The 24,891-nt window shown below is 69.2% G+C and carries 30 protein-coding genes and 1 tRNA gene; 15 read left to right on the top strand and 16 right to left on the bottom strand.

Features of this window, described 5'->3' with window-relative positions:
* Positions 1-103: 103 nt before the first annotated feature.
* The 6 genes from OVA30_RS22915 to OVA30_RS22890 are packed head-to-tail and all read right to left on the bottom strand — an operon-like array spanning position 104 to position 3,995.
* Complete coding sequence (locus OVA30_RS22915; protein WP_056154194.1) at positions 104-658, bottom strand: hypothetical protein; 555 nt, start codon at positions 656-658, stop codon at positions 104-106.
* A gap of 2 nt (positions 659-660) precedes the next feature.
* A complete protein-coding gene (locus OVA30_RS22910) occupies positions 661-1,110 on the bottom strand; it encodes a hypothetical protein (protein ID WP_056154197.1) in 450 nt (149 codons plus the stop codon).
* The gene (locus OVA30_RS22905) at positions 1,101-1,463 is read right to left on the bottom strand and encodes a hypothetical protein (protein ID WP_268177047.1); all 363 of its coding nucleotides are present in this window, start codon (positions 1,461-1,463) and stop codon (positions 1,101-1,103) included. Before OVA30_RS22905 ends, OVA30_RS22910 begins: the two co-directional genes overlap by 10 nt.
* Complete coding sequence (locus OVA30_RS22900; RefSeq protein WP_268177045.1) at positions 1,460-2,053, bottom strand: hypothetical protein; 594 nt, start codon at positions 2,051-2,053, stop codon at positions 1,460-1,462. The genes OVA30_RS22905 and OVA30_RS22900 overlap by 4 nt, the downstream gene beginning before the upstream one ends.
* Positions 2,053-2,286: a hypothetical protein gene (locus tag OVA30_RS22895; protein WP_268177043.1), complete on the bottom strand. Its 234-nt coding sequence runs from the start codon at positions 2,284-2,286 to the stop codon at positions 2,053-2,055. The genes OVA30_RS22900 and OVA30_RS22895 overlap by 1 nt, the downstream gene beginning before the upstream one ends.
* 8 nt (positions 2,287-2,294) lie before the next feature.
* Positions 2,295-3,995 carry an AAA family ATPase gene (locus OVA30_RS22890; protein WP_056154205.1) on the bottom strand — a complete coding sequence of 567 codons (1,701 nt, stop codon included), beginning with the start codon at positions 3,993-3,995 and terminating at the stop codon, positions 2,295-2,297.
* Positions 3,996-4,561: 566 nt separating this feature from the next.
* Between OVA30_RS22890 and OVA30_RS22885 the strand changes: the two genes are divergently transcribed.
* The 11 genes from OVA30_RS22885 to OVA30_RS22835 all read left to right on the top strand — a co-directional run bounded on the left by OVA30_RS22885 (position 4,562) and on the right by OVA30_RS22835 (position 9,365).
* Positions 4,562-4,849, top strand: a complete 288-nt coding sequence (locus tag OVA30_RS22885) for a hypothetical protein (RefSeq protein ID WP_056154209.1) — start codon at positions 4,562-4,564, stop codon at positions 4,847-4,849.
* Position 4,850: 1 nt separating this feature from the next.
* Positions 4,851-5,141: a hypothetical protein gene (locus tag OVA30_RS22880; protein WP_056154212.1), complete on the top strand. Its 291-nt coding sequence runs from the start codon at positions 4,851-4,853 to the stop codon at positions 5,139-5,141.
* Positions 5,141-5,722: a hypothetical protein gene (locus OVA30_RS22875; protein ID WP_056154215.1), complete on the top strand. Its 582-nt coding sequence runs from the start codon at positions 5,141-5,143 to the stop codon at positions 5,720-5,722. The genes OVA30_RS22880 and OVA30_RS22875 overlap by 1 nt, the downstream gene beginning before the upstream one ends.
* Positions 5,719-5,961: a hypothetical protein gene (locus tag OVA30_RS22870; protein WP_056154218.1), complete on the top strand. Its 243-nt coding sequence runs from the start codon at positions 5,719-5,721 to the stop codon at positions 5,959-5,961. Before OVA30_RS22875 ends, OVA30_RS22870 begins: the two co-directional genes overlap by 4 nt.
* 8 nt (positions 5,962-5,969) lie before the next feature.
* Positions 5,970-6,359 (top strand): hypothetical protein, encoded by a 390-nt coding sequence (locus OVA30_RS22865; protein WP_268177041.1) that lies wholly within the window; start codon positions 5,970-5,972, stop codon positions 6,357-6,359.
* Entirely contained in the window at positions 6,356-6,664 is a 309-nt protein-coding gene (locus OVA30_RS22860; RefSeq protein WP_056154224.1) for a hypothetical protein, read from the top strand. The genes OVA30_RS22865 and OVA30_RS22860 overlap by 4 nt, the downstream gene beginning before the upstream one ends.
* A 355-nt stretch (positions 6,665-7,019) precedes the next feature.
* Positions 7,020-7,391 carry a hypothetical protein gene (locus OVA30_RS22855; protein ID WP_056154228.1) on the top strand — a complete coding sequence of 124 codons (372 nt, stop codon included), beginning with the start codon at positions 7,020-7,022 and terminating at the stop codon, positions 7,389-7,391.
* 7 nt (positions 7,392-7,398) lie between these two features.
* Entirely contained in the window at positions 7,399-7,734 is a 336-nt protein-coding gene (locus OVA30_RS22850) for a hypothetical protein (RefSeq protein WP_268177040.1), read from the top strand.
* A gap of 60 nt (positions 7,735-7,794) precedes the next feature.
* A complete protein-coding gene (locus OVA30_RS22845; RefSeq protein WP_268177039.1) occupies positions 7,795-8,007 on the top strand; it encodes a hypothetical protein in 213 nt (70 codons plus the stop codon).
* A 143-nt stretch (positions 8,008-8,150) separates the two neighbouring features.
* The gene (locus OVA30_RS22840) at positions 8,151-8,360 is read left to right on the top strand and encodes a hypothetical protein (protein ID WP_056154236.1); all 210 of its coding nucleotides are present in this window, start codon (positions 8,151-8,153) and stop codon (positions 8,358-8,360) included.
* Positions 8,361-8,372: 12 nt separating this feature from the next.
* Positions 8,373-9,365, top strand: coding sequence for a DNA-methyltransferase (locus OVA30_RS22835; RefSeq protein WP_268177038.1), 993 nt, complete (start codon positions 8,373-8,375; stop codon positions 9,363-9,365).
* Between the two features lie 147 nt (positions 9,366-9,512).
* Here the strand turns inward: OVA30_RS22835 and OVA30_RS22830 are convergent.
* The 8 genes from OVA30_RS22830 to OVA30_RS22795 all read right to left on the bottom strand — a co-directional run bounded on the left by OVA30_RS22830 (position 9,513) and on the right by OVA30_RS22795 (position 18,671).
* Positions 9,513-9,605, bottom strand: a tRNA-Ser gene (locus tag OVA30_RS22830).
* A gap of 35 nt (positions 9,606-9,640) precedes the next feature.
* Positions 9,641-10,423, bottom strand: a complete 783-nt coding sequence (locus tag OVA30_RS22825) for a glycosyltransferase family 2 protein (protein ID WP_012252149.1) — start codon at positions 10,421-10,423, stop codon at positions 9,641-9,643.
* A 60-nt stretch (positions 10,424-10,483) separates the two neighbouring features.
* Positions 10,484-12,016, bottom strand: coding sequence for a class I adenylate-forming enzyme family protein (locus OVA30_RS22820; RefSeq protein WP_268177037.1), 1,533 nt, complete (start codon positions 12,014-12,016; stop codon positions 10,484-10,486).
* Positions 12,017-12,129: 113 nt separating this feature from the next.
* Positions 12,130-12,633, bottom strand: coding sequence for a GNAT family N-acetyltransferase (locus OVA30_RS22815; protein ID WP_042508650.1), 504 nt, complete (start codon positions 12,631-12,633; stop codon positions 12,130-12,132).
* 68 nt (positions 12,634-12,701) lie between these two features.
* The gene (locus OVA30_RS22810) at positions 12,702-13,799 is read right to left on the bottom strand and encodes a microcin C ABC transporter permease YejB (RefSeq protein WP_003600749.1); all 1,098 of its coding nucleotides are present in this window, start codon (positions 13,797-13,799) and stop codon (positions 12,702-12,704) included.
* 9 nt (positions 13,800-13,808) lie between these two features.
* The gene (locus tag OVA30_RS22805; protein WP_268177036.1) at positions 13,809-15,671 is read right to left on the bottom strand and encodes an extracellular solute-binding protein; all 1,863 of its coding nucleotides are present in this window, start codon (positions 15,669-15,671) and stop codon (positions 13,809-13,811) included.
* Positions 15,668-17,581, bottom strand: a complete 1,914-nt coding sequence (locus OVA30_RS22800; RefSeq protein ID WP_012605512.1) for an extracellular solute-binding protein — start codon at positions 17,579-17,581, stop codon at positions 15,668-15,670. The genes OVA30_RS22805 and OVA30_RS22800 overlap by 4 nt, the downstream gene beginning before the upstream one ends.
* A gap of 172 nt (positions 17,582-17,753) precedes the next feature.
* Positions 17,754-18,671 carry a c-type cytochrome gene (locus OVA30_RS22795; protein WP_268177035.1) on the bottom strand — a complete coding sequence of 306 codons (918 nt, stop codon included), beginning with the start codon at positions 18,669-18,671 and terminating at the stop codon, positions 17,754-17,756.
* Between the two features lie 307 nt (positions 18,672-18,978).
* On the opposite strand from OVA30_RS22795, the gene OVA30_RS22790 reads away from it, so the two are divergent.
* The 4 genes from OVA30_RS22790 (at position 18,979) to OVA30_RS22775 (ending at position 21,269) form a co-directional block, all read left to right on the top strand.
* Positions 18,979-19,722, top strand: coding sequence for a 3-deoxy-manno-octulosonate cytidylyltransferase (locus OVA30_RS22790; RefSeq protein WP_003600755.1), 744 nt, complete (start codon positions 18,979-18,981; stop codon positions 19,720-19,722).
* 16 nt (positions 19,723-19,738) lie between these two features.
* The gene (locus OVA30_RS22785) at positions 19,739-20,596 is read left to right on the top strand and encodes a prephenate dehydratase (RefSeq protein ID WP_003600757.1); all 858 of its coding nucleotides are present in this window, start codon (positions 19,739-19,741) and stop codon (positions 20,594-20,596) included.
* 120 nt (positions 20,597-20,716) lie between these two features.
* Positions 20,717-20,962 (top strand): BrnT family toxin, encoded by a 246-nt coding sequence (locus tag OVA30_RS22780; RefSeq protein ID WP_268177529.1) that lies wholly within the window; start codon positions 20,717-20,719, stop codon positions 20,960-20,962.
* The gene (locus OVA30_RS22775) at positions 20,952-21,269 is read left to right on the top strand and encodes a BrnA antitoxin family protein (RefSeq protein WP_003600760.1); all 318 of its coding nucleotides are present in this window, start codon (positions 20,952-20,954) and stop codon (positions 21,267-21,269) included. The genes OVA30_RS22780 and OVA30_RS22775 overlap by 11 nt, the downstream gene beginning before the upstream one ends.
* Before the next feature lie 107 nt (positions 21,270-21,376).
* Here OVA30_RS22775 and grpE read toward each other — a convergent pair whose 3' ends face one another.
* Together grpE and OVA30_RS22765 are read right to left on the bottom strand one after the other, a co-directional pair.
* Positions 21,377-21,985, bottom strand: a complete 609-nt coding sequence (gene grpE / locus OVA30_RS22770; RefSeq protein WP_268177033.1) for a nucleotide exchange factor GrpE — start codon at positions 21,983-21,985, stop codon at positions 21,377-21,379.
* A 91-nt stretch (positions 21,986-22,076) separates the two neighbouring features.
* Positions 22,077-24,863 carry a [protein-PII] uridylyltransferase gene (locus OVA30_RS22765; RefSeq protein WP_012779027.1) on the bottom strand — a complete coding sequence of 929 codons (2,787 nt, stop codon included), beginning with the start codon at positions 24,861-24,863 and terminating at the stop codon, positions 22,077-22,079.
* Positions 24,864-24,891: the final 28 nt, after the last annotated feature.

Here is a 24,891-nt window from a genome sequence, read left to right as displayed (position 1 = left end):
CTGTTCATTTTCACGGGCGCACAGGGGGCGCACGTGCGCCCGACGGCGAGCGCACGTCGGTCCGAAGGCAGCCTGCGGGCTACGAGGAATGCTTCGGGCAGCCTCAGTCGAAGGTCATCGTGCGGCTCAGCCAGAACACCTCCATCGCCCGGCGGGCCTCGGCCAGGGGCACGCGGCGCTGCCGGGCATAGAACACCGCGAAGGCGAGCTCGGGATCTTTGGCCGTCTTATCGATGTGATCGGCCGCCTCATGCCAGCGGGGGTCCGAGCCGATCGGGCCGTCGGGGCGGAGGGACCGCCGCGGGGCGCGGTAGCCGGCATCGTGCGCGGCGAGCTCCAGCTCCCGGGCGTGCGCCGGCAGCAGGTGGCGGCCCTCGCGGTGGAGCTCGTCGCTCGTGAGGGCGAGCCTGAGCCAGCCGGTGAGCGTCCGGCACCAGCCGATTCCGCCGGGGCCGGTGAGCATCGCCACGACGGGTGAGCAGGTCCGGGGGTGACCGTTCAGGAATCCCACGAGGGCCATCGTGCCGCTCAACGGGTGCACGCCGTACGCCCACCGGTTCAGGATCGGGGCGTCGGCCCAGACGTAGCCGTTGGGCTCCCAGCCGGCGGCCATGCGATCCCGGTCCTCGAACGCGGCCTCGATGAGTGCGCGGGTCATGCTCAGGGTTCCAGTGGGGGGAGGTCGTCGTCGGCGCCGGGGATGCCGGGGCCGAAATCGGGCTTCACGGGGGGGAGGCCGTAGAGGAGCGAGCGGCCCCGGCCGCGGCGGCCGTCCAGGATTGGCGGGCGCTCGGGCTCGGCCATGCGCCCAAGCAGGTAGAGAACGCCGTCGTCCGTCTCCATCCACGTGTCGGCGCGGTGCCGGATCGGCGGCGTGACGATCGGGCCGTCCTCTCGGCCCGGGTGTCCGTACGCGATGCCGGAGAGGCAGATCGCCCCCGGCACCGTAGGGGACTCGCGCAGCTCCCAGCGGTCGAGGAACGGGGCCATGCGCAGGTCGGTGTGCACGAATCGGCCGCCGGCCTTCTCCCGCGATAGGATCTCCCAGACCTGCCGCCGGTGCTCTTCGATGGCGCGGATTTCCGCGGGGGTGAGTGGTCTCAGGCGCATGGATCCCTCCGTCCGAGTACGTTCGCACCGAGGCAAGCAAGACACCATGCGGACCCATCGGCCTCGAACCAGGCGGCGGCCACCGCCAGGAGGACGGTGCCGTCGGCCAGGCGGAAGCCGGGCTCGGCAAGCCGGTACCGGAAGCGCACCGCCGCGGCCGGGCGCGCCGCGTCGGTCGGGATCCCCCGGGCCCAGGCATGGACGTCGCGAACGCCGTGGCGGAGGCAGCGGATCCGGGCCGCGTCCGAGGACCGGAGCGTCACGTCGCGCAGGGCGATCGCCGCGACGTGCCCGGCGACGCGGCCGGCGACGCACCGACCAGGCGCGGCGGGTGAGGTTCCTATAGACCTCAACCGCGCTTGGCGTGGGCATCGCACAGCGTCCGGATCCACCCGCCGGTGCGCGTCCTCCCCGGCGCGCCGCAGGTCTCGCAGACCGCGCCCGAGACCCACTCCGCCGCTCGGATGATCTTGCCCGCCTGCAGCCTGTCCTCGTCCTCGGCAGCGCTGCAGTACCAGCGCAGCGTCCCAAACTTCTGCTTGATCTGCGTCGACCTGAAGCCCCGGGGGATGCCGGTCTCCTCGATCCAGCCGGCGGCGGCCGAGAGCAGCCAATACCAACCTGAGTCGGTCTCCGTGTAGTCGTTGATGACGAGGCCGTGATGCGTGATGAGGTCCATCGGGGGATACTCCGGAAGGGCCCGAGGTTCAGGGCTGTCCTTCCACCGCAGCGCCACCATCCGGCTCACGAGCTCCGCGATCGCCTCGCGGTTTGGAAGCGGGCGCGTGTCTCCCCGGCGCCGGCGCATCGGAGGGATCTCGAACCGCACGCGGGGGCCGGCCGGGGTCGGGTCGACGCCGGTCACCCGGATGCCGGCCATGCCGCCCTCGTCGAGCGCACCGGAGAGGAAGGCCAGGGCTTCGGCTGTGATCACGCGGGCCATCAGCGGGCACTCCAAGTGCGAGGGCGGGGATCGGGCAGGCGGGGGACGGCGCGCAGGTATCCGGCCGCGCTCCGGGCCTCGTTCAGGGACCGGGCCGGGTCGCGATCACCGTCCTCGACGAGGCGGATGAGGCAGCCGACGTATCCGTAGACGCCGCGGCCGAGATTCTCGTCGATGCGCTTGCGGTCGAGGTCCTCCTCAATCGACTCGCGCAGGAGCCGAAGCTCGCACACCACCGGGCTCATTGCCGGGGCCCCGCTTCGCGGGCGTCGAGGACCGTCTCGACCAGCCGGCGCAGGGCGCGCAGGCTGCCCCCTGGCCAATGGGCCTCCAGGGCGGCCCATTCCACGCCGTCGAACGTGGGCACCCAGGCTTCGTCGAGGCCCCGATCGGCACGGACGTCCCGCAGGATCGAGTTCGCGAGCTGGCGCAGATGGGCCGGACCCGGCTCCTCAAGCCGGAGCACGAGGCAGCGGTCGAGCAGGGGACGCGGGATCGTGTCGAGCCCGTTCGCGGTGATGATCCATTGCACGCGCGACCCGTCGATGTCGGCTTGCAGGTAGGGGTCGCGGTACCGGGCGGCGGTCTCGACGCCGAGGAGGTTGATCAGCGCCTCGGCCGCGTTCCCGTTGTGGCGGGACGTCCCGATCTTGTCGCCCTCGTCGACCACGATCATCGGATTGGCGATCTTCGTGCGCAGGAGCTCCCGCCCGAGGATCGAGTATCCGCCGGTGGACCAGCCCCGCGCCGTGCCGGTGATCGTCAGCGAGTCGGTGGCGCCTGCCATCGACAGCACGGCCGGTTGCAGGTCGAGGACCTCGCCGAGGCGCCGGGCGAACCGGGTCTTGCCGCCGCCCGGCGGTCCCCAGATGAGGACCGGCGGGATCCGCACACTGTCCTGCGTCGCGAGCGGGCGCAGCAGCCGATCGACGATGCGCTCGGCATGGGGGAACTCGGCGAGGAGCTCGGCCCGCGCCGCCCCGAGGTCGGCCGGGGGCACGACCAGCGGCAGGCGCTTGCCGATGATGGCTTCCGCCTCCTTGACCGGGTCGCTGTCTCCCTTGCCGCCCTTCTTCACGTGCGAGACGTCGCCGATGACGACCATGCCCGGCGCGAGAGGCGGGTCTTCCGCCGCGTAGGTTTGGCCGTCGTCGTTGAACCACGCGACGCCGAAGTCGGGCTCCAGGCGCGTCACCGGGGGCGCCTGGAGCCCGATGCCGGCCCGGTCCTCCGCAATCGCGGCCCGGTCCTCCGGGTCGTCGGGCGCCGACGCGCCGGGCTCGGGTGTGTCGATCGCCTCCTGCACGATGGAGAGCAGGTGGACGAGGCGGCGCGCGTCGCGGTCGGCTTGCCAGATCTGCAGGTGTCGGGATTCCTGGATGTAGCCCCGGACGTCGGCCGGGGCGATGTGCAGGTCGGCGGCGTGGAGATAGTCCAGCATCGACAGCATGAAGCCGTGCGTGACCGGGTCGGCGAATCCCGTCGGCCGCCCCCGCCAATGCCGGGCGCAGAGGACGGCGCAGCGGGCCGCGGCGCGCTGGCAGCCGAGCGCGGCGGCGTAGACGAGCATCCGGTCCACGATGTCCTCGACGACCGAGACGGTCTGCGCGAGGATCGGGGCGCGCCCGGCGTCGGTGTCGTCGAGCACGGTCTGCGCCGCGTCCTCGACGATCCGCATGCGGGCAAGCGACGGCTCGGAGCGCAGGCCCTTCATCGCCGACATCAGCCTCTTGGGCAGCTTGTGCGGCCAGGCCGGCTCCAGCATCGGGGCGAGGTAATTCGCCAGGTCCTGGAGGACGCTGCCGCCCTCGAATTCGGCGCCCGAGAGGAGCTCGTGCGTCGCGTGGGGCCTCTCTCCAGGCTGGGGCCAACGGGGCTTCGTGTAGGAGGTCAGGTTCTTGCGAACGGCGGCAAGGGCCGCGCGGCGGGCAGTCGTCGACATGGGGAGAACTCGCTGGAAACGGGGACGCGCATGCCGCCGAGCGGGTGCTCAAGGCGGCGGGGAGGTCAGGCGCGTTTGCGTTTCGACAGCTGGGTCATGAGGCCAACATGCCCTGGGCGGACTCCGCCGGCAAGGGGACGTTCAAGTATTGGTTGATGAATCCCTGGGCGGGGATCGCATGTTACATTCGCGAGGTGTTTCAACCGAAAGACCTCGCAAATGTAACATGGGGCCTAAACGGGAAGAGGCCCCGGTTTCCCGAGGCCTCCTCAATCCATCCCTGCACTCATTCGGCAGGGGCGCCGGTGAACCGCGGCGTATGCGGTGGATGGTGGATCATCCCTGCCGACGAGGGCAGGGGTCGACGGCGCGGATACCGAGCACGTCAGCCAGAGGTTCATCCCTGCCAGAGCCGGCAGGGGTGTCGTTCACGTCCCGAACATGGGCTGCCCCGGCGGGGTTGGCGAGCCCCCAGGCCGCAGGTCGTCTCGGATGGCTGCTTCTGTTGCCGTTCCGCCTCTGTTCGAATCCGGGATCGGTGGGACCCTCAACACAGGAGGTGCCCCATGGCCAAGTACACCCGTTTTTACCTGACCAAGTGGAAGGACGAGGGCGACAGCGTGGTCTGCCGTCTCATGGAGCGGGAGGGCTCCGACGACGGCACGGACGCCATCGTGGCCGAGTTCTCGATGCACCCGGCACCGCTCGGCGAGCGGCTCGCAGTGGATGCCCTGGCGACGGCGAACGCCTACGCCGAGGCGGGGTCGATCAAGCTCACCCCCGGGATGGTCGTGGAGCTTCCGGCCGGCACGGAGATCAAGCGGGTTGACGTCTCTGAGGCGAAGACCGCCTGACATGGCCCTCACGGATTCCCAGCTGGACGCCCTGCGCTCCTTGAAGGCAGCCGGCGGCGAGGGGGCGATCGACCGGCACGGGGGCGTCCTCGCGGCCGGGGAGCGCCTGCCGTTCCTGGCGGACACCTGGCTGCGGCTGGTGACGCTGGGCCTCGTGGCCGGGGCCGGCCCGCTGCGGATCCGGCTCACCGCCGCCGGGGAGGAGGCTGCCCTGCCGAAGGGCCGCCGCTTCGATCCCCGGCTCCTGATTACCGACAACGCGCCGAAGCCGGCGCACCCGGGAGCCGAGTGATGGCCCAGAGCCGCATGGACATCATTCGCGCCGAGCGCGCCGCCCTGGAAGCGGACCGCTCCGGGACGTCGATGCAGAGGCTCAGCCGGGTCAACGCCTGGTATCGGGTCGCCTGCACCGGAGTGGACGCCGACGTGGCGAAGCTCTCCCAGGAGCTGAAACTGCGCGTGCTGGAGGTCCACCTCACCACGCTGGCCGAGCCCGCGACGTGGGTCGACTGGAAGCTCGCCTGCCTCCTCGCGCAGGCCCAAGGGACCGGACCGCACACGAGCGACCAGCCCACCCCGCCGTTCACGCGCTCCCTCGAAGCGGCCCGGTCCTTCGTCTCCGGCGCGCTCCCGGGGTTCTGGGTCTCCTCGGGCCTGTGCGCCCTGACGGGGCATGCCTCGCTCGGCGCTGACTACAACGGGCCCGACGGCGAACGCCTTCACCGGGAGTGGCCGCTCGACATCGCGGGCAGCCGAGAGACCTGGGACGAGGACCTCGCTCCCGGCGACGGCCCGCACCGCGAGTGCATGGCGATCCTGGCCTGCGCCGTCCGGGCACTTGCCCACAAGCTGCAGCTGGAGGCCTCCCGGTGACGATTGAGCCCACCGAGTTCGACCTCATCTCGCTCGCCCGCCGGGGCCTGCAGGCGCTCCTCGACGAGGCGATCGCCGAGCGCCAGTTCGCCCGCAAGTTCGCCACGGTCGATGTCAGCACGAGGCGGTACACGCCCGAGTCGAAGGAGGCGACATCGAGGGCCCTCGACGCCTTCGGGGTCGCCCATGACCGCCTGACCCGCTTCAACCTCCTTTACCCTGAGCGGGCCGAGGCATGAGCGAGCCCATGGACGAGGCGGCCCTGAAGGCCGCGCTGCGCGAGAACATCGCTCGCTACCTCGCCTCTCCAGAGGGGAGGGAGGCGGTCCTTCGGCACCTCGGGGAGGCTGTTTCGGAGGCAGACCGCCGCCGCATCATTTACGGCGACGCTGCCTCCTTAGAGATCGAGTTCGTCGAGGTCGACGCGAACGAGGCAGTCCGGAGCGGGATCGAGTTCGACGAGACCGGGAAGCCGATCGCCTATTGGCTTGAGCCATCCCCCGACGCGAGCCGGTTCGCCCGGGGCATGGCGGCCTACGCGCGCTGCCAGGACGCCTGCCAAGAGCGGGCGGCCGGCGAGCCGGAGTGCCGGGATTCCTGCAGGCGGGCCGAGGCGGCCATGAGGAGGAAGGGATGACCGATCGCGTAATCTGCGAGACCTGCGGCGAGGACACCTGGAGCGAACAGCACCCGTGCTCGAACTGCGACCGCTGCCCACCGACGTCGAATTGGGGGACCTCGTTCCCGTTCGACCAGGCGCTGCTGGGCATGCGCCTCAGCAAGCGCGTCCGGCGGCCGGGCTGGGACAGGACGTGGAGCATCGAGGATGGGAAGCTCACCGTCCGGTGGCCCGATCCGGCTGGGGGCGAGGACGCAGTCGCGCTGGCCTGCGAGCTTCACGAGGACGACATCCTCGCCGACTATTGGGAGGTCGCGCAGTGACCCGCCCCGCCCCCTCGGCCGCCCTACTCGATCGGCTCGCCCGCCGGTTCCCGCAGTCCCCCGGGCACGCCGCCTGGCGCGCTCGCGTCACGGGCAGCCCGGTCCCCGATCGGGGACCCGCGCCCCCGGCGCGCCCGCAGGTCGTGGAGCACCGGAAGAACGGCCGAGTCGTCATGGCCGGGTTGGCCGTCCCGCACGCGGGGCGAGCCTGGACGAGCACGGGGATGCCGGCCTGCTGGTCGGCCTGCGATTGAGGGAGGATGCGATGGCGAACGCGAAACCACACAGGCTGCCCTTGGAGCCCGCCCCGAACGCGGTCCCGGATGCCGCGCCCTGGAACGCTGGGCCCGTGGGCATGCCTGCCGATCGGGACGTCTGGGCCTACCTTTATCACTACAGGGACGATGAGGATTTCGGCCTGCTCCGCGGACGGTACGACGCTGAATTCCGCGAGTTCTGGTGGGCTGGGGGCAGCCTGACGACCAGCGTCCTGGCCTGGGTCGACACCGAGGAGCAGCCCGCGTTCTGCATCGAGGCCGTACGCGCCTGCATCGCAAGCCTGCAGCCTCTCGTGGACAACTGCGACGACGAGATCGCCCACATGGCCGAGGACTGGCTGCACCGGGAGGTCCTGCGCGCCGTCGTCGCCGGCCATCCCGACGCGCAGGCGATCGCCGCGGCCGCGCTGGAATCCCGCGCCGTGAAGTTCACCCGGTATTACAGCTGAGGGCGCCATGACCAGGCACTGCGACGACTACATCGACGACCCGGCGCAGCCCGAATGCCTGCGCCGCTTCCTCGACTACAGCCGGCTCCCCGCCGCCCTGAAGTACCCGACGCGCGACGAGGCCTTCAACCAGGGCATGGAGGAGCATCTCGGGCACCCCATGTGGCGGGATCCCGTCCCGGTCCTGTTCGCCCGGCACGAGGGGCGCCCTGTGCACGTCACGATGGCATCCCGGTTCGGGGACATCGGGATCACCGAGGACCTCGACGCCGATCGGGGCTACGACCGGCGCGTCGCGGTCGAGGAGCTGGCCGACTTCAGCGCCAGCCTCCCCGCAATTTGACGCGCCTGGGGATCGACTCCGCCCGTGTTTTGTTCTCTCTCTGTTCTCATGGACGAATCGATGGAGAGAGCCGTGGACGAGATGAAGCGCGCCTACCTGGAGGCTTCCGGCGGCGACGCGAGGGACGCCCTGCGTCGGGCGCTCGCCGACGCCATGCAGGAGATCGCCGACGTGTCGAGCCACGTCAGCCGCGGCTTCGTGCGGGCCTCAAAGCCGGCGGACCTGGCGCGCAAGCTCGGGCCGGAGCGCCGGGCGCGCGAGGCGGCTCGGTAAGCCCTGTGCGAATCGCCAGGGCGGTGACATATTCGCGTTAGACGCCTTCGGAGAGGCGCACCTGCGGCCTGCGCCTTTCGCTGTAAGTCCGGTCATCCAGGGAAGTCGTGGAGGCACTCCTCGCCCTCAGCGAGGACTTGCCCATGCGCGCCTGCCACACCGACGACACCCGTAAACACGACTCCGTCACCGCCCACGTCCGCGGCAGCAACGAGCGCCGCGCCGAGGCCTCCCGGCTCACGGAGAAGGAGGTCAAGGCGATCCTGCGCAGCCGCCGCAGGATCAAGGATCTAGCCCGGGCCTTCGGTGTCAGCACCGAGACGATGGCCCTCGTCCGCTCCGGCAACCTCTGAGCGGGGGCCGCCATGTCGACCCGCATCCTGCTCGGCGATTGCCGCGACACACTGCGTTCGCTCCCCGCCGATTCCGTGCACTGCGTCGTCACCTCGCCCCCGTATTTCGGGCTGCGCGACTACGGCGTCGACGGCCAGATCGGCCTGGAGCCCACCCCCGCCGAATTCGTCGCCGCCATGGTCGAGGTGTTCCGCGAGGTCCGGCGCGTCCTGCGCCCGGACGGGACCCTGTGGCTCAATCTCGGGGACAGCTATTGCAACGACGACAAGTGGGGCGGCCGCGGCGGCGGCTACAACGGGCGAGGCGGCCTCGACCGCGAGCGCATCGCCCTCGTCCCCCGGCACCGACGCGCCCGAAGCGGCCTGAAGCCCAAGGACCGCATGATGATCCCGGCGCGTACCGCGATCGCGCTGCAGGACGACGGCTGGTGGCTCCGCGACGAGATCGTCTGGCACAAGCCGTGCCCGATGCCGTCGAGCGTGAAGGACCGGACCACCCCGGCCCATGAGATGCTCTACCTGCTGACGAAGAGCGCCCGGTACCGCTACGACCACGCCGCGATCCGCGAGGAGGCGGCCTGGGGCTACAAAACCAGCCCGAACCAGGTCCCAATGGAGGGGCGGAGCGTCGCCTCAACCGGCATCTGGCGAGGAGCCGGCACCGGCGAGGTCGACGTCGCCCGCGGCCGAGACGAGACCGGTTCGAGCTACGACAGGTCCTCGGGGCGGCAGAAGCGGTCAGTTTGGACCGTGGCACCGACCCCGTTCAAGGAGGCCCACTTCGCGACGTTCCCGCCGGCCCTCGTCGAGCCCTGCATCCTCGCCGGGTGCCCGGAGGGCGGCACGGTCCTGGATCCCTTCGGCGGGGCCGGGACGACGGCGCTCGTCGCGGAGCGCCTGCAGCGCAACGCCATCCTGTGCGAGCTGAACCCCGAGGACGCCCGCATCGCGACCCGGCGGCTGCAGGCCGACGGGGGCCTGTTCGCCCAGGTCGCGGCCGAGTAGGCCAAGGATCGGCGGATCGAACCTGTGGATGGGGCCGCCCGGCGGTGACAAACGAGCCCTGGGCGGCGGTGACAAAGCGGTTCAAACCGGTGTCGTAGATGAAAATTTAGCTTTGAAATCGTTGCGCTTTTTGGCGCGACGCATGGGTGGCGGAGACGGAGGGATTCGAACCCTCGATACCCTTATTAGGGGTATGCTCATTTAGCAAACGAGTGCCTTCAGCCTCTCGGCCACGTCTCCACTGCGCTTGGCTGTAGAAGCTCCGGCGGGGCGGGTCAACCCGGTCGGCGCGGGGTTGTGACACGGCGCTCATAATGCTTGGCCACGCGCAGATGGCGCGAGATCGCGTAGTTCATGGCCGTGAGGAAGCCGTAGGCGCCGCGCACGAAGTGGCGGCGGCCGAAATATGCTTTCAGGAAATTGCCCGGCAGCTCGACGTAGAGGCGCCAGGCCGGGATCGTGACGCCGCGGGCGTCGAGGTCGTCAGCCTGCTGGTCGGAATAGCGGTTGAGCTTGGCGAGCTGGTCGCCCAGCGACCGTACCGAGAAATGGTGGATGCGCCCTTTGATCCGCCCCGTGGTGACGCCGGGGCCGAGCACGACCCGGTCGTGGACCGGTGAGGTCGAGTAGGTGCTCAAGTCGCGCCGGTAGAGCCGCACGGGGGTCAGGACGTAGGCCCAGGGGTGGGGGCGTGTCTCGCCCGGGAAAACCTCTGCGATGGCGATGGACCAGGCGGCATGCGCCGGCTCGCCCTGCGCGAAGACGGCGCGGATCTGCTCGGCGAGGTCGGGCGGCACCACCTCGTCGGCGTCGAGGTTGAGCACCCAGTCGTGGCGGCACTGCTCTTCCGCGAAGCGCTTCTGCCGGCCGTAGCCCGGCCAATCGTTGTGGATCACGCGGGCGCCGAGCGAGGCGGCGAGCGCCTGGGTGCCGTCGGTCGAGCCGGAATCGACCACCACGATGTCGTCGGCCAAGGCGCGCACCGCCGCGAGGGTCGCACCGAGGCGGTCGGCCTCGTTCTTGACGATGATGAAGACGGAGATCGGGAGCGGGGCCATGGGTCTCGAAGCGCGCGGGGCCTTCGCTGTACCGGCGCGATTTGGCGCGAACAAGCGCGGCTATTCGGCGGCCTCCGCCAAGCGCTTGCGTTGAACCTTGCCGTTGGCGGTGCGGGGCAGCGCCTCGACGAAGCGGACCGCGCGCGGTGCCTTGTAGGCCGCCAGACGTTCGCCGCACCACGCCATCAATCCCTCCGCGTCGGGCTCGGCGCCGGGGCGCAGAACCACGAAGGCGGCGATGACCCGCAGATCCGCGCGCACGGAAAGCTCCGTCACGCCGACCTCGGCGATGTCGGGATGGCCCGCCAGCACGCCTTCCACCTCGACGGGCGAGACGCGGTAGCCCATGGCGTTCATCAGGTCGTCGTTGCGGCCGTGAAACCAGAGATAGCCGTCCGCATCAAAGCTCGCGAGGTCGCCGCCGGCGAACCATTCCCCCCGCATCACGGTCGCCTCTTCTTCCGGCCGCTGCCAGTAGCCGAGCATCAGGCCGGGGTCGGAGCGGTGGATCGCCAAGAGGCCGGTCTCGCCCGGCGGCAGCGGTTCGGGCGGGCGCTCGACGGGCAGGATTGCGACGCGGCGCCCCGGCTGCGGCCGGCCGGGCGAGCCGGGGCGAACGGGGATGGTCGGGCCGCTCGACACATAAGTCGAGATCTCGCTCATGCCGAGCGCTTCGTAGAGCGGCTTGCCCATGGCCTCCGTCCAGGCGTCGAGAAGGTCGGCCGACAGGGCCTCGCCCGCGGTGACGCCGTGGCGCAGGCGGGAGAGATCGTGCTCGGCGAGGTCAGCGTATTTCAGGATCTGACGGTAGACGCTCGGCACCGCCGCGAAGATCGTCGCGCCCTGCTCGGCGATCAGGCGGGGCCAGATCCCGCGGTCGCGTGGGCCGTTATAGAGCACCGTCGTGGCGCCACAGGCCCAGGGGTCGGTAATGCCGACGCCGAGGGTGTAGGTCCAGTTCATCGTGCCGGCATGCAGCATCACGTCGGATTCGGTGAGGCCGAGCCAGTGCGCGTGCATCGGCCGGCGGCCCCAGATGGCGCGGTGGGCATGGAGCACGCCTTTCGGGCGGCTCGTGGTGCCGGAGGTGTAGACGAGGGTGGCCGGATCGTCGGCGGCGGTGTCGGCGTAGTCGGCGAGCGGCTCGCCCGCCTTCATCGCCGCGATCGTCTCGGGGTCGAGGTGGATGCAGCCGGCAGCCCCGCTGGAATTCGAAAAGCCTTCACCGGTCACCACGGCGGCGACGCCGGCATTCTCCATCAGGAAGCTGGCTTCGTCGGCCGTCAGTTGCGGCGAGGAGGGGAGGGCGACGAGGCCGGCGGCGAGCGCACCGAAATAGACCAGCACGTAGTCGGCCTCGTTGCCCATGCGGATCATCACCCGGTCGCCGGCCTTCAGACCGAGGCCGAGCAGCCCCGCCGCAATGCCGCGCACCGCCCGGTCGGCTTGCGCATAGGTGAGGCGCCTGACCGTGCCGCCGTCGCCCACCATGACGAGCGCTGTCTTGTCGCCGCGCAGCCGGGCATTCTCCGCGAGGCAATAGCGGGCCGCGTTGAAGCGGGGCGGCGGCTGGCGGTCGTCGGTGGTCGGCACGGCGGGCGTTTCCCGTTATCTCGGCGTTTGCCCCGGTGTCCGATCCTGATCTCTCACGGTCAAGCGGTGCCTCGACCGTGGAACGCTGCACGGAGGCGCCTGCACGCTGCCGGCTATATGCGCCGCGGCTGGATTGCGCCGGAGAGGCCGGCGCTCGCCCCGTCCCTGAGTTCGAGCCAAAGGAAGCGCGCGGGATCGACCGGGCCGGGCAGGGTCAGCCGGCCCGCCGGCACGGGCACAAAGCCGAAGCGGCGGTAATAGGGCGCGTCGCCGACGAGGACGACGAGGCCGTGCCCGGCGGCGCGGGCGGCGTCGAGGCTCGCCTGCATCAGGCTGGTGCCGATGCCACGATCGGAAAAGCTCGGATCGACGGTGAGCGGCCCGAGCACGAGGAGCGATCCGCCTTGCGCCTCGGCCGGGCCGATCCGCACCGAGCCGACGAGATAGGTGCCGACGAGCGCCGTCAGGCAGAGATCGGGCAGGGGCGCGACGCCCTCGCGCAGGCGGTAGGCGGTGCGGGCGAAGCGGCCGGGGCCGAAGGCGCGGGCATGCAGCCGCTCGATCGCCGCGGCGTCGTCCGGGTGCTCGGGTCGGATGACGAGGGGGAGGGCGGTCACGGGCGGCGTCCGGCGGCGAATGCGCGCCGATAGCAGCCGGCTGCGCAGTCGGCAAACAGAGGCGCGCGTCAGGCGCCGCGCGCGGAGAAATCGATGCGCGGATCGATCCACGTATAGGTGAGGTCGGAGAGCAGATTCACGGCCAGACCCAGCAGGGAGAAGATGTAGAGCGTGGCGAACACCACCGGATAGTCGCGGCCAACGATGGAGGAGAACGACAGAAGCCCGAGACCGTCGAGCGAGAAGATCGTCTCGATCAGCAGCGAGCCGGTGAAGAAGGCGGTGATGAAGGCGCCGGGAAAGCCGGCGATGACGATCAGCATCGCATTGCGGAAGACGTGGCCGTAGAGGACGCGCCGCTCGCTCACGCCCTTCATGCGGGCGGTGACGACATATTGCTTGCGGATCTCGTCGAGGAACGAGTTCTTGGTCAGCAGCGTCGAGGTGGCGAAGGCGCCGAGCACTAGGGCGGAGAGCGGCAGCACGAGGTGCCACGCATAGTCCAGGGCTTTGCCCCAGAGGCTCAGGGACTCGAAATTCTCGGAGGTGAGACCGCGCAGCGGGAAGATCTGCAGGAACGAGCCGCCCGCGAACAGGATCACGAGGAGGATGCCGAACAGGAAGCTCGGGATCGCGTAGCCGACGATGACGACCGCCGAGGTCCAGACGTCGAAGCGCGAGCCGTCGGCCACCGCCTTGCGGATGCCGAGGGGGATCGAAATCGCGTAGGAGATCAGCGTCATCCATAGGCCGAGCGAGATCGAGACCGGGAGCTTCTCCTTGATCAGGTCCAGCACCGAGACATCGCGAAAATAGCTGCGGCCGAAATCGAAGCGCAGGTAGTCCCACAGCATCTTGCCAAAGCGCTCATAGGCGGGCTTGTCGAAGCCGAACTGGGCTTCGAGCTTCTTAATGAAGGCCGGATCAAGCCCCTGCGCGCCGCGGTACTTCGAAGCCTCACCGCCGCCGCGGGCCGCCCCGCCGCCGAGATCGCCCTGGCCGCCGGTGATACGCGAGAGCGAGCCTTCCTGCTGGCCCTGGAGCTGGGCCAGAACCCGCTCCACCGGGCCGCCGGGGGCGAACTGAATGATGGCGAAGGTGATGAGCATGATCCCGAAGATCGTCGGGATCATCAACGCGATGCGGCGCAGGATGTAGGCGAGCATGGAAGATCCTCAGCCCCGGCCGATCCGGCGCGCCTTGGCCTCGTCGTACCACCACAGGCCCGGCACGCCGAGCCCGTAGGTGGGCAGCTTCGCCGGGCGGCCGTACATGTCCCACAGGGCGAGGCGGTACTCGGGTGAGTACCACATCGGGATCCAGTAGCGGCCGGCCCGCATCACCCGGTCGAGGGCGCGGCAGGCCACGGTGAGGCTCGCGCGCGAATCCGCGTTGGCAATGCGGTCGAGCAGCGCGTCGATCACCGGATCGGTGATGCCGGCGAGGTTGTTGGAGCCGGGGATCGCCGCCGCGCGCGAGCCATAAGCCTCGCGCAGCTCCGGCCCCGGTGTCGCGTCGCCCGAGGCCGCGCGGGCGGTGATGTCGAAGTCGAAGTCGCGCACCCGCGCCTGATACTGTGCGGCATCGACCGCCCGCTGGCGCGCTTTGATGCCGATCAGCCCGAGATTGCGGATGAAGGGCTGGACGATCGGCTCCCAGACGGAATCCGAATCGAGGAATTCGAACTCGATCGGCTTGCCGCTCGGCAGCCTCAAGGCGCCGCCCTCGCGGGTGCAGCCCGCCTCCTTGAGCAGGGCCACCGCGCGGGCGAGCAGCGCCCGGTCCTGGCCCGAACCGTCCGGAACCGGCGGCGTCCAGGCCTCGCCGAACACCTCGGCCGGCACCTGCCCGCTGAAGGGTTCGAGGAGGGCCAGCTCCTCCGCGGAGGGCTTGCCGGTCGCCATCAGGTCGGTCTTCTGGAAGAACGAGACGGTGCGCTCGTAGGAGCCGAACATCGCCGTGCGGTTGGTCCAGGGGAAGTCGAAGCACAGGCCGATCGCCTCGCGCACGCGCGGATCCTTGAACACCTCGCGGCGGGTGTTGAAGAACCAGCCCTGGATGTTGGCGGGCGAGGTATCGGGCAGGGTTTCGCGCTTGACGCGGCCCTCGCGCGCGGCGGGAAAATCGTAGCCCGTCGCCCAGATCCGCGAGGTAAATTCCTGGCGATAGGTGTAGGCGCCGCCCTTGAACGCCTCAAAGGCGACCTGGCGGTCGCGAAAGTACTCGTAGCGGAGCTGGTCGAAGTTGTTCTGCCCGACCATCACCGGAAGATCCGCCGCCCAGTAATCGGTCACGCGCTCCAGTTCGATGAAGCGGCCGATATCGATCCGCCCGACCTGATACGGGCCGGAGCCGAGCAGCGGCTTGAGGGTCTGCGCCTCGAAATCGCGCCCTTCGAAGAACTTCGCCGAGAAGATCGGCAGTCCGGCGACGATCAGCGGCAGGTCGCGGCTGCGGCCTGGGGCGAAGCGGACGACGAGGGTCTCGTCGCCCTCCGCCGTTGCCTCGGCGACGTCGCGGATCACCTGCGCGATCGTCGGGTGCCCCTTCTCCTTGAGGATGGTGAGGGAGAAGGCCGCGTCCCGCGCGGTCAGGGGCGAGCCGTCGTGGAAATGCGCTTGGGGACGCAGGGCGAAGCGATAGGTCAGGCCGTCGGGGCTAATCTCGACCGAGCGGGCGACGAGGCCGTAGAGCGCGTCCGGCTCGTCGAGCGCGCGCACCATCAGGCTGTCGAAGGTGAGGTTGATCCCAGCCGCGCCGTTGCCGCGGAAGACGTAGGGATTGAGCGTGTCGAAGGTGTCGAACGCCTGATTCCCGAAGGTCTGGACCAAAGTTGTCGAGAAGCGCCCGCCGCGCGGCGCCATCGGGTTCACGTAGTCGAAATTCGGGAAGTCGGGCGCGTATTTCAGCTCGCCGAAACTTGAAAGGCCGTGAGCCTTGCGGACATCCTCGGCGCAGGCCGAGCGGGGCAGGGCGCCCGCGAGCGCTAGCACCCCCGTGCCGAGGACGACGCTCCGGCGGGTCGCGCCCGCGCTCATCGCGGGGCCCCCGTCTTGGCGGCGAGCGCCTCGTCGTACCACCACGTCGTCGGGAAGCCGGACGAGCCGTATTTCGGAAGCACCGCAGGGCGGCCGAAGCGGTTCCAACGCAGCGTCCGCGTCGCGGCCGAGGACCATTGCGGCACCACGAAGTTGTGGGCGAGCAGCGCCCGGTCGAGGGCGTGCGTGGCGGCGACCAGCGTCTCGCGGTCCTGCGCGAAGATCACCTTCTCGATCAGCGCGTCGATGCCCGCATCCTTGATTCCGGCGATGTTGCGCGAGCCCGGCTTGTCGGCGGCGGCCGAGCCCCAGAACTCGCGCTGCTCGTTGCCCGGCGAGAGCGATTCCGGCCAGTTCGAGGTGGTGATGTCGAAGTCGAAGCTGCGCAGGCGGTTCTGGTACTGCGCCTGATCGATCACCCGGATCGAGGACTCGATGCCGATGAGCTTGAGCTGCGCGGCGTAGGGCAGGATCACCCGCTCGAACACGTTCTGGAATTCGAGGAACTCGACGGTCAGCGGCTCGCCGGTCGCCTTCGCGACCATCTTGCCGCCCTTCAGCTCGTAGCCGGCCTCCCGCAGCAGGCCGACCGCCTTGCGCAGGTTGGCCCGCGCGGCCTCGGGCGTGTCGTTGACGGGGTTGGTGTAGGTCTCGGTGAAGACGCTGCCCGGCAGCTTGTCCTTCACGCTCTCCAGAATCACCTTTTCCATCCCGTCGGGCAGGCCCGACGAGGCGAGGTCCGAGCCGTAGAAGTAGGAATCGATCCGGCTGTACAGGCCGTAGAAGAGCTGCCGGTTCATCTCCTCGAAGTTCAGGGCGAGGTTGAAGGCGCGGCGCACGCGCTCGTCCTTGAACTTGTCCCGGCGCAGGTTGAACACGAAGGCCTGCATGATGCCGGTGCCGCGGCCGGGGAACTCCTCCTTGATGAGGCGCCCTTCCTTCACCGCCGGGAAGTCGTCGTAGGCGGTCGCCCAGTTGCGAGCGATGTTCTCGGTGCGGAAGTCGTACAGGTCGCCCTTCAGCGCCTCCAGCAGAACCGACCCATCGCGGAAATACTCGAAGCGGACCGTGCCGAAGTTGTTGCGGCCGCGATTCACCGGCAGATCCTTGCCCCAGTAATCGGCCACGCGCTCGTAGACGGCCGAGCGGCCGGCATCGACCTTGGTGAGCCGATAGGGGCCGGAGCCGAGCGGGATCTCGAGCGTCGTCTCGGTGGCGCTGCGCGGCTTGCCGTTCTTGTCGGTGCCGGTCCACCAGTGCTTGGGCAGCACCTGCATCTGGCCCAGCACCTGGGGCAGTTCGCGGTTGCCGGCCTCGCTGAAGCGGAAGACGACCTCGTGCTCGGCCCCCGGCTCGGCTTTGGCCACGGTGTGGTAGTAGGCAGCATAGAACGGGCTGTTGGCCTTCAGCGTATCGAAGGACCAGATCACGTCCTCGACGGTGACCGGCTTGCCGTCGTGCCAGCGCGCGTTCGGCCGCAGGCGATAGGTCACCGACTGGCCGTCCTCGGCGATCCGCACGGCCTCGGCGAGGAGGCCGTAGGAGGAGAACGGCTCGTCGCCGGAATCCTCCATCAGCGTGTCGTAGATCTGAGTGATCCCGCCTTCGAGATCGCCCTTCAGGCCGTTGACGATAAAGTTGAGGTTGTCGAAGCCGCCCTGCGACCCGAGCCGCACCAGGCCGCCGACCGGCGCCTTCGGGTCGGCATAGTCGAAATGCTGGAAGTCCGGGCCGTATTTCGGCTCGCCGAGCAGGGTCAGCGCGTGGCGCCAATTGCCGGGTGCCTCCTGCGCCGAGACCTTCGAGGCGGATTCGGCGGGCTCCTGAGCGGAGACGGGGCCTCGCAGTCCCAGGAGGACGAGTGCTCCGGCGAGGAAGCTGCGGCGGGCAATTACGGCGTTTTCCGTCACGTTGGCGCGGTCTCCCGATCCCGTGAGAGGTCAGTCGGGCGTCGTTCTAGGACGAGCCCGGAGTTGGCGCCACCCGCCGCGAGCGCGCAGCCGGCGCAGCTACGTGCCCGGACATGAAAAAGGCCGGGCTTCAGGGGGCCGGCCTTCTCGGAAACTCGTACGCCGCTTCGCCTTACGGCTTGGGTGCGTCGGGGTCGGGCTTAGCCGACGGCTCGGTGGCCGGCGTGGACTCGGAGCCCGGATCCGCCTTGGTCGGGATGTCCCCCGAGGGCTTGGCCTCGGGCGCCTGCGTCGGGGCGACCTCGTTGCGCTGGGGCTGGACCTGCGGCGCCGGGACCGGGCGGGCGGTGTCCTTGCCGTCACCCGATTGGGTGTTGCCCTGCGGCGCGTTGGTCTCGGGCGTCTTGCTCTTGTCGCCCGTCGCGCTCTCCACCGGCTTGGTCCCGGCCGGCTTCTTCTCCTCGGCGGCCTTCTTGGCGTCGGGCTTGCCCTCGGCTGGCTTCTCGGTCTCGGCCTTCTTGTCAGCCGCCGGCGCCGTTTCAGCCTTCTTCTCGGCGGCCGGCAGCGGCTTCGGGCTGTCGGCGAGCGTGCGCAGATAGGCGATGACGTTGGCGCGGTCCGTCGGCGAGCCGATACCGGCAAACGCCATCTTGGTGCCCTTCACGTAGCCCTTCGGACTTTCGAGGAAGTGGTCGAGATCCTCGTAGGTCCAGGTGCCGCCCTTCTCCTTGAGCGCGGCGGAGTAATCGAAGCCGGCGGCATGCGCCTTCTCGCGCTCCACGATCTCCCAGAGATCGGGGCCGACCTTGTTCGGGCCGCCCTTCTCGAAGCTGTGGCAGGCCTGGCAGGCCTTGGTGCCGCCCTTGCCCTTCTCGGCATCGGCGCTGGCGAGCCGCACGGCGATGGGCTCGGCCTTCGGGGCTTCCGCCGCCGCGCCGCCGCTCTTCGCCTCCGGCTCGGGCAGGCGATAGCCGGCGTTTCCGGCGGGCTTGGGGTGATAGATCAGCTCCGCCACGAAGCCCGACCCAACCGCGAACAGGAGGGCACCCAGGACCGCGCCCGCAACCTTGTTCAGCTCGAAGGAATCCATGCTCGACAGCTCCGGCGCGCGGGATCAGGACCCGGCGGATGAGGGCCCGACGGGCAGACGCCGGACTTTGGAGGATTTCAAGGGTGATTACCCGGTCGGGCCCGATCTTGACAATGGGCCATGCGCGCTGCGCGCTGTCGCACACCGTTATTCGTCATACGCTTCGAGCGAGCGGGCATTTTCGTTGCAGCTCTGCCGCACTGTGAGGGCGGAACGCCCGATCATGACAAGCCGCACCGTCGCTGCTAGAGCGCTCCCGCGTGCCTAAAACCCCTTCCGCTTAAGTTCGTCCGACCCGCCCGAGGCCATGTCCGATCCCCTGATCCTGATTCCGGCCCGCCTCGCCGCGACCCGGCTGCCGTCGAAGCCGCTCGCCGACATCGCGGGCGTGCCGATGATCGTGCATGTCTGGCGCCGTGCCGTGGAGGCGGGCATCGGTCCCGTCGTGGTCGCCACCGACACCGACGCGGTCGCCGAGGTGATCGAGGCGCAGGGCGGGCTGGCGGTGATGACCCGGCCCGACCATCCCTCCGGCTCGGATCGTCTCGCGGAGGCGCTGGAGATCGTCGATCCCGACGGCAACCACGACGTCGTCGTCAACGTCCAGGGTGACCTGCCGACCATCGACCCGGCGATCATCGCCGCTTCGGTGATGCCGCTCGCCGACCCGCAGGTCGACATCGCCACCCTCTGCGCCGTGATCCACCGGCCCGAGGAGATGGACGATCCCAACGTGGTCAAAATCATCGGCCACACGGTGGGACCCAACCGCCTGCGCGCGCTCGCCTTCACCCGCGCCCGTGCCCCCTGGGGCGACGGGCCGCTGTTCCACCATATCGGCCTCTACGCCTATCGCCGGAAGGCGCTCGCGCGCTTCGTCGCCCTGCCGCAGGGCGAACTGGAGCAACGCGAGAAGCTGGAGCAGTTGCGCGCGCTGGAGGCCGGCATGCGCATCGACGCGATGATCGTCGAGGACCTGCCACTCGGCGTCGACACCCCCGCCGACCTTGAGCGCGCCCGCACGCTGCTCGCCATCCGCCGCCTGAACTGAGCCTGCCGAAGCACCGATGACCGACCGCACCATTGCCTACCAGGGCGAGCCCGGGGCCAACTCGCACATCATCTGCTCGCAGGCCTATCCCGGCTGGACCGCTTTGCCCTGCGCCACCTTCGAGGACGCCTTCGCCGCAGTGAACGAGGGCAAGGCGAACCTCGCGATGATCCCGATCGAGAACTCGATCGCTGGCCGGGTCGCGGACATCCACCACCTGATCCCGACGTCGCGGCTGCACATCATCGCCGAGCACTTCCTGCCGATCCACTTCCAGCTCATGGCCCTGCCGGGGGTGGGCACGGAGCAACTGACGAGTGTGCACAGCCACATCCACGCGCTCGGCCAATGCCGCCGGATCATCCGGCGGCTCGGCCTCAAGGCGGTGGTGGCCGGCGATACGGCCGGCGCCGCCCGCGAGGTGGCGGAGGCGCGCGACCCCAGCCGCGCCGCGCTCGCCCCAGCCATGGCGGCCGAGGTCTACGGCCTCGATATCCTGGAGCGCGACGTCGAGGACGAGGCGCACAACACCACGCGCTTCGTCGTGTTCTCGCCCGAGCCCGCCGAGTGCGAGCCGGGTAACGACTCGACGGTGACGAGCTTCATCTTCCGGGTCCGCAACATCCCGGCGGCGCTCTACAAAGCGCTCGGCGGGTTCGCGACCAACGGCGTCAACATGTCGAAGCTCGAGAGCTACATGGTCGAGGGCCAGTTCACCGCGACCCAGTTCTACGCCGAGGTCGATGGCCACCCCGAGGATGACGGCCTGCGCCGGGCCCTCGAAGAGCTGCGCTACTTCTCGAAGGAGCTGCGCATCATCGGCACCTATCCGGCCCACCCGTTCCGCGAGACGACGCGGCAGGCGGCGGAGTAAGACGCCGCCAACTGATTGCGCTCACCGGCGAACAATCGGATTGTATCTACGATCTGATTGCCGCGGCGATCGAACGGAGCTACGTTTCGGATGTTGATTGTCTGAGACGAGTCCAAGCGCCTGACCAACCTGCAAAAGCACGGTCTCGACTTCGCGGATTTCGAGGCGGGCTTCGATTTCGAGACCGCTCTTGTCGCGGCTGCCCAACCGAGCGCCACTGGCTCAGCCCGAATGAAGATCATCGGCGAGTTCGACGGACAGACGGTGGTGGCAGTGATCATCGCTCCCTTGGGACGGGAAGCGATCTCGCTCATCAGCCTGCGCCGAGCCAGCCGGAGCGAACGGAGGCTCTACGATGCCCGCTGACAAGCCCGATCGGAGACCGACCACGACCTCGGAGGAGGCCGGGATCCAAGCCGGCATCGCGGCCGATCCCGACAATCCGGAATGGACCGAAGCGGACTTCCGAAGCGCCGTGCCCTTCGAACAGGCCTTTCCCGTCCTCGCAGAGAAACTGCGCCGCACCCGCGGCCCCCAGAGCGCTCCGACTAAACAGCTCGTCAGCTTGCGGCTCGATCAGGACGTCCTGCTTCGTTTCAGGGCGACCGGTCCGGGCTGGCAGTCTCGGATGAACGAAGCCCTGCGCCGGGCCGCGGCCGATCTTCCCGACTGAGTGTCTCTGATAAAGCTCCCGCTGCGCCGTCCTCGCTAGTGCGAGAACGGTCGAAGATCGGGAGTTTCGTGAGGCACTCTACACCGGCGATCGGCTGCCCTCGCGGCTCACGCCGCGTCGGCGGACTTGTCCTTGTTGGCCTCGGGCTTCGGGCCGCCCTTGGAGACACCGACCAGTGCCGGGCGCAGGGTCCGGTCGCCGATGACGTAGCCGGTCTGCACCACTTGGACGACGGTGCCGTTGGGCACCTCGGTGTTGGGCACCTCGAACATCGCCTGGTGGCGGTTCGGGTCGAAGCGCTGGCCCCTGGGATCGACCACCTTCACGCCGTGGCGCTCGAGCGTCTTGGTGAGATCCCGCTCCGTCAGGTCGATGCCCTCGATCAGACCCTTGAAGGGGCCCTCGGCACCCGCGCGCGCCTCCTCCGGCACGCTATCGAGCGCGCGGCGGATGTTGTCTGCGGTGTTGAGCATGTCGCGGGCGAAGTTCGTCACCGCGTAGGTGCGGGCATCCGCAACCTCGCGCTCGGTGCGGCGGCGCAGGTTCTCCATCTCGGCCAGCGTGCGCAGCAGGCGATCCTTGAACTCGTCGCGCTCGGCGATCGCGGCCGCGAGCCCTTCCGCATCCGCGCCCGCTTGCGAGGCACCGGATTGCGGCGGAACCTCCGCCTCCGCGCCGTCGTGCCGCTCGTGCTTCTCCATGTCGTCAGCCATCATCGTGCGATCGATCAGGTCTCGAAGGGTTCCGGGATGGGGCTGATATCATTCGGGCAAACCCCGAAATCAAGCGCACCGTGCCAGGGACAGGTCAGAGTTCCCGCGGCGGTGGCGAATCGACGAGGGCGTCGAGCCCTTCCGCGCGGAGGGCGGCGACGTCGCTGGCGAACACCTCCATCACCGCGGCGCGGATCATCGCGAGGCGGTCGGGCTGCACCACGCGGGTGCCGGTGAGGTCGGTCACGTAGAACACGTCCACCGCCCGCTCGCCGAAGGTCGCCACATGCGCCGAGGTGATGTTGAGGCTCAGGCGGTTGAGCCCCGTCGTCAGCTCGTAGAGCAGGCCCGGCCGGTCGAGGCCGGTGATCTCCACCACGGTCTCGCGGCTCGACAGGGCGTTGTCGATCGACACGTCCGGCGGCACGAGGAAGGTCTTGGGCGGCTGCTTCGGGTGCTTGTCGGCGACGAGTTCGGCGATCTTGATCTCGCCCTTCAGCGCCCGCTCGATCGCCGTGGCGATGCGGCCGGCCCGGCGCAGCTCGTCCTCGTCCCGCTCGAAGGCGCGGGAGATGAAGATCGAATCGAGGGCGAAGCCGTCGGTGGTCGTGAAGATCTGCGCATCGACGATGTTGCCGCCCATGGTCGCGCAGGCGCCGGTGATGATGGCGAGCAGCCGCGGATGATCGGGGGAATAGACCGTCAACTCGGTCACGCCGCGCACCGGATCGGTCTCGTAGGTCGTGGCGCTGGTGCGGCCCTCTTCCATCACCGTGCGCAGGAAGCGGGCGTTCTTGAAATGGCGCGTCGAATCCACCTTGAGCCAGTAGGCTTGGTTGTGGCGCGCGGCGTAGCCGTCGAACAGCTCGGAGTTCCAGTCCGAGAGCTGCTCGCGCAGGGCCATCTGGATCAGCCGGACCCGGTCGGTGCGGGCGATTTCTGAATGGCCGCCGGACAGGACGACTTCGGTCTCGTCGTAGAGAGTGCGCAGCAGCGTGCCCTTCCAGGCGGTCCACACGCCGGGGCCGACCGCCTTGATGTCGGCGACGGTGAGGATCGCGAGCAGCTTCAACCGCTCCAGGCTCTGCACCTCGCTCGCGAACTTCTCGATCGTCCTGCGGTCGGAGAGGTCGCGGCTCTGCGCCGTCATCGACATCAGCAGGTGGTGCTCGACCAGCCACGAGACCGTCTCGGTCTCCGCCTGGCTCAATCCGAAGCGCGGCCCGAGCTTGCGGGCGATGGCCGCACCCGCGATCGAATGGTCCTCCGGCCGGCCCTTGGCAATGTCGTGGAGCAGGATGGCGACATAGAGGGCGCGGCGGTTGTGGATCGTATCGATCAGCCGCGAGGCGAGCGGATGCTCGTCGCGCACCCGGCCCGAATCGATCGCCGCGAGCACGCCGAGCGAGCGCAGCAGATGCTCGTCCACCGTGTAGTGGTGGTACATGTTGAACTGCATCATCGCGACGATGCGGCCGAATTCCGGGATGAACCGGCCGAGCACGCCCGCCTCGTTCATCGATCGCAGGATCGTTTCGGGCGCGTTCTTCGAGGTGAGGATGTCGAGGAAGAGCCGGTTGGCCTCCGGATCGATGCGCACCGCGTGGGTGATGAGCTTAAGCGAGCGGTTGGCCAGCCGCGCCGCGTCCGGATGGATCGGGAGGTTGTGCCGGTCGGCGAGCCAGAACAGACGGATCAGGTTGACCGGATCGCGCTCGAACGCGTCCTCGCCGCGGATGTTGACCCGGCCGTTGTCGATCCAGAAATCCTCGGCCTCGATCGAGGTCGCGCGGAAGCGGTCACGGAAGCGGCCGATCCAGCGGTCGAGCACCGGCGTGCGCTTGGCGTGGCGTGCCTCCAACTCCGCGCAGACGATGGCGGTGAGGTCGCCGACATCCTTGGCGATGAGGAAATACGCCTTCATGAAGCGCTCGACGCCCGAAAGGCCGCCGCGGGAGCCGAAGCCGAGCCGCTCGGCGATCTTGGGCTGCAGCCCGAACGACAGGCGCTCCTCCGGCCGCCCGGTCACGAAGTGGATGTGGCAGCGCACCCGCCACAGGAATTCCTCGCAGCGCTCGAACAGGCGGTACTCGTCCGGCGTGAACAGCCCGGCATGGACCAGCTCGGCCTGATTGCGCACGCGGTAGGTGTATTTCGCGATCCAGAACAGGGTGTTGAGATCGCGCAAGCCGCCCTTGCCGTCCTTGACGTTGGGCTCGACGAGGTAGCGCGAGGCGCCTGCCTTGGCGACGCGGGCATCGCGCTCGCGGAGCTTGGCGTCCACGAACTCTGAGGCCGACCCGATCACCAATTCGGTGTCGAAGCGGGTGACCATCTCCTCGAACAGCGAGCGCGAGCCGAACAGGAAGCGGGATTCCAGCAAAGCGGTGCGGATCGTCATGTCGGCGCGGCCCTCGCGCAGGCATTCCTCGACGGACCGCGTGGCGTGGCCGACCTTCAGCTTGAGGTCCCACAGCACGTAGAGCATCGCCTCGACGACGCTCTCGGACCATGCCGTCTGCTTGTAGGGCAGCAGGAACAGCAGATCGATGTCCGAGCCCGGCGCCATCGTACCCCGGCCGTAGCCGCCGGTGGCGACGATCGCGAGATGCTCGCCGGTGGACGGGTTGTCGTTGGGGTAGAGGCGCCAGACCACGGCGTCGTAGATCGCCCGCACCACCGCATCGGTGAGGCGGCTCAGGCGCTGCGCGCAGGCGAGGCCGTCGCGTTCCTTGAGGAGAAGCCGTTCGGCCTCCGCGTGACCGGTCTCGATCACCTTGCGCAACTCGGGCACAAGGAGCCCCCGCAGCTTGGTCGGCTCGCGGGCGTCGCGATCGAGGGAGGCGACGATCTTTTCCAGGACGGGAACGGGGTCGAACATGGCCGTCCCGTTAGCATGTAAAGCCGGC

It is taken from the genome of Methylorubrum sp. SL192, assembly GCF_026672325.1.
GTDB lineage: Bacteria > Pseudomonadota > Alphaproteobacteria > Rhizobiales > Beijerinckiaceae > Methylobacterium > Methylobacterium extorquens.
The sequence above is the reverse complement of the archived record's forward strand: the minus strand, read 5'-3'. Positions and strand labels throughout refer to the sequence as shown.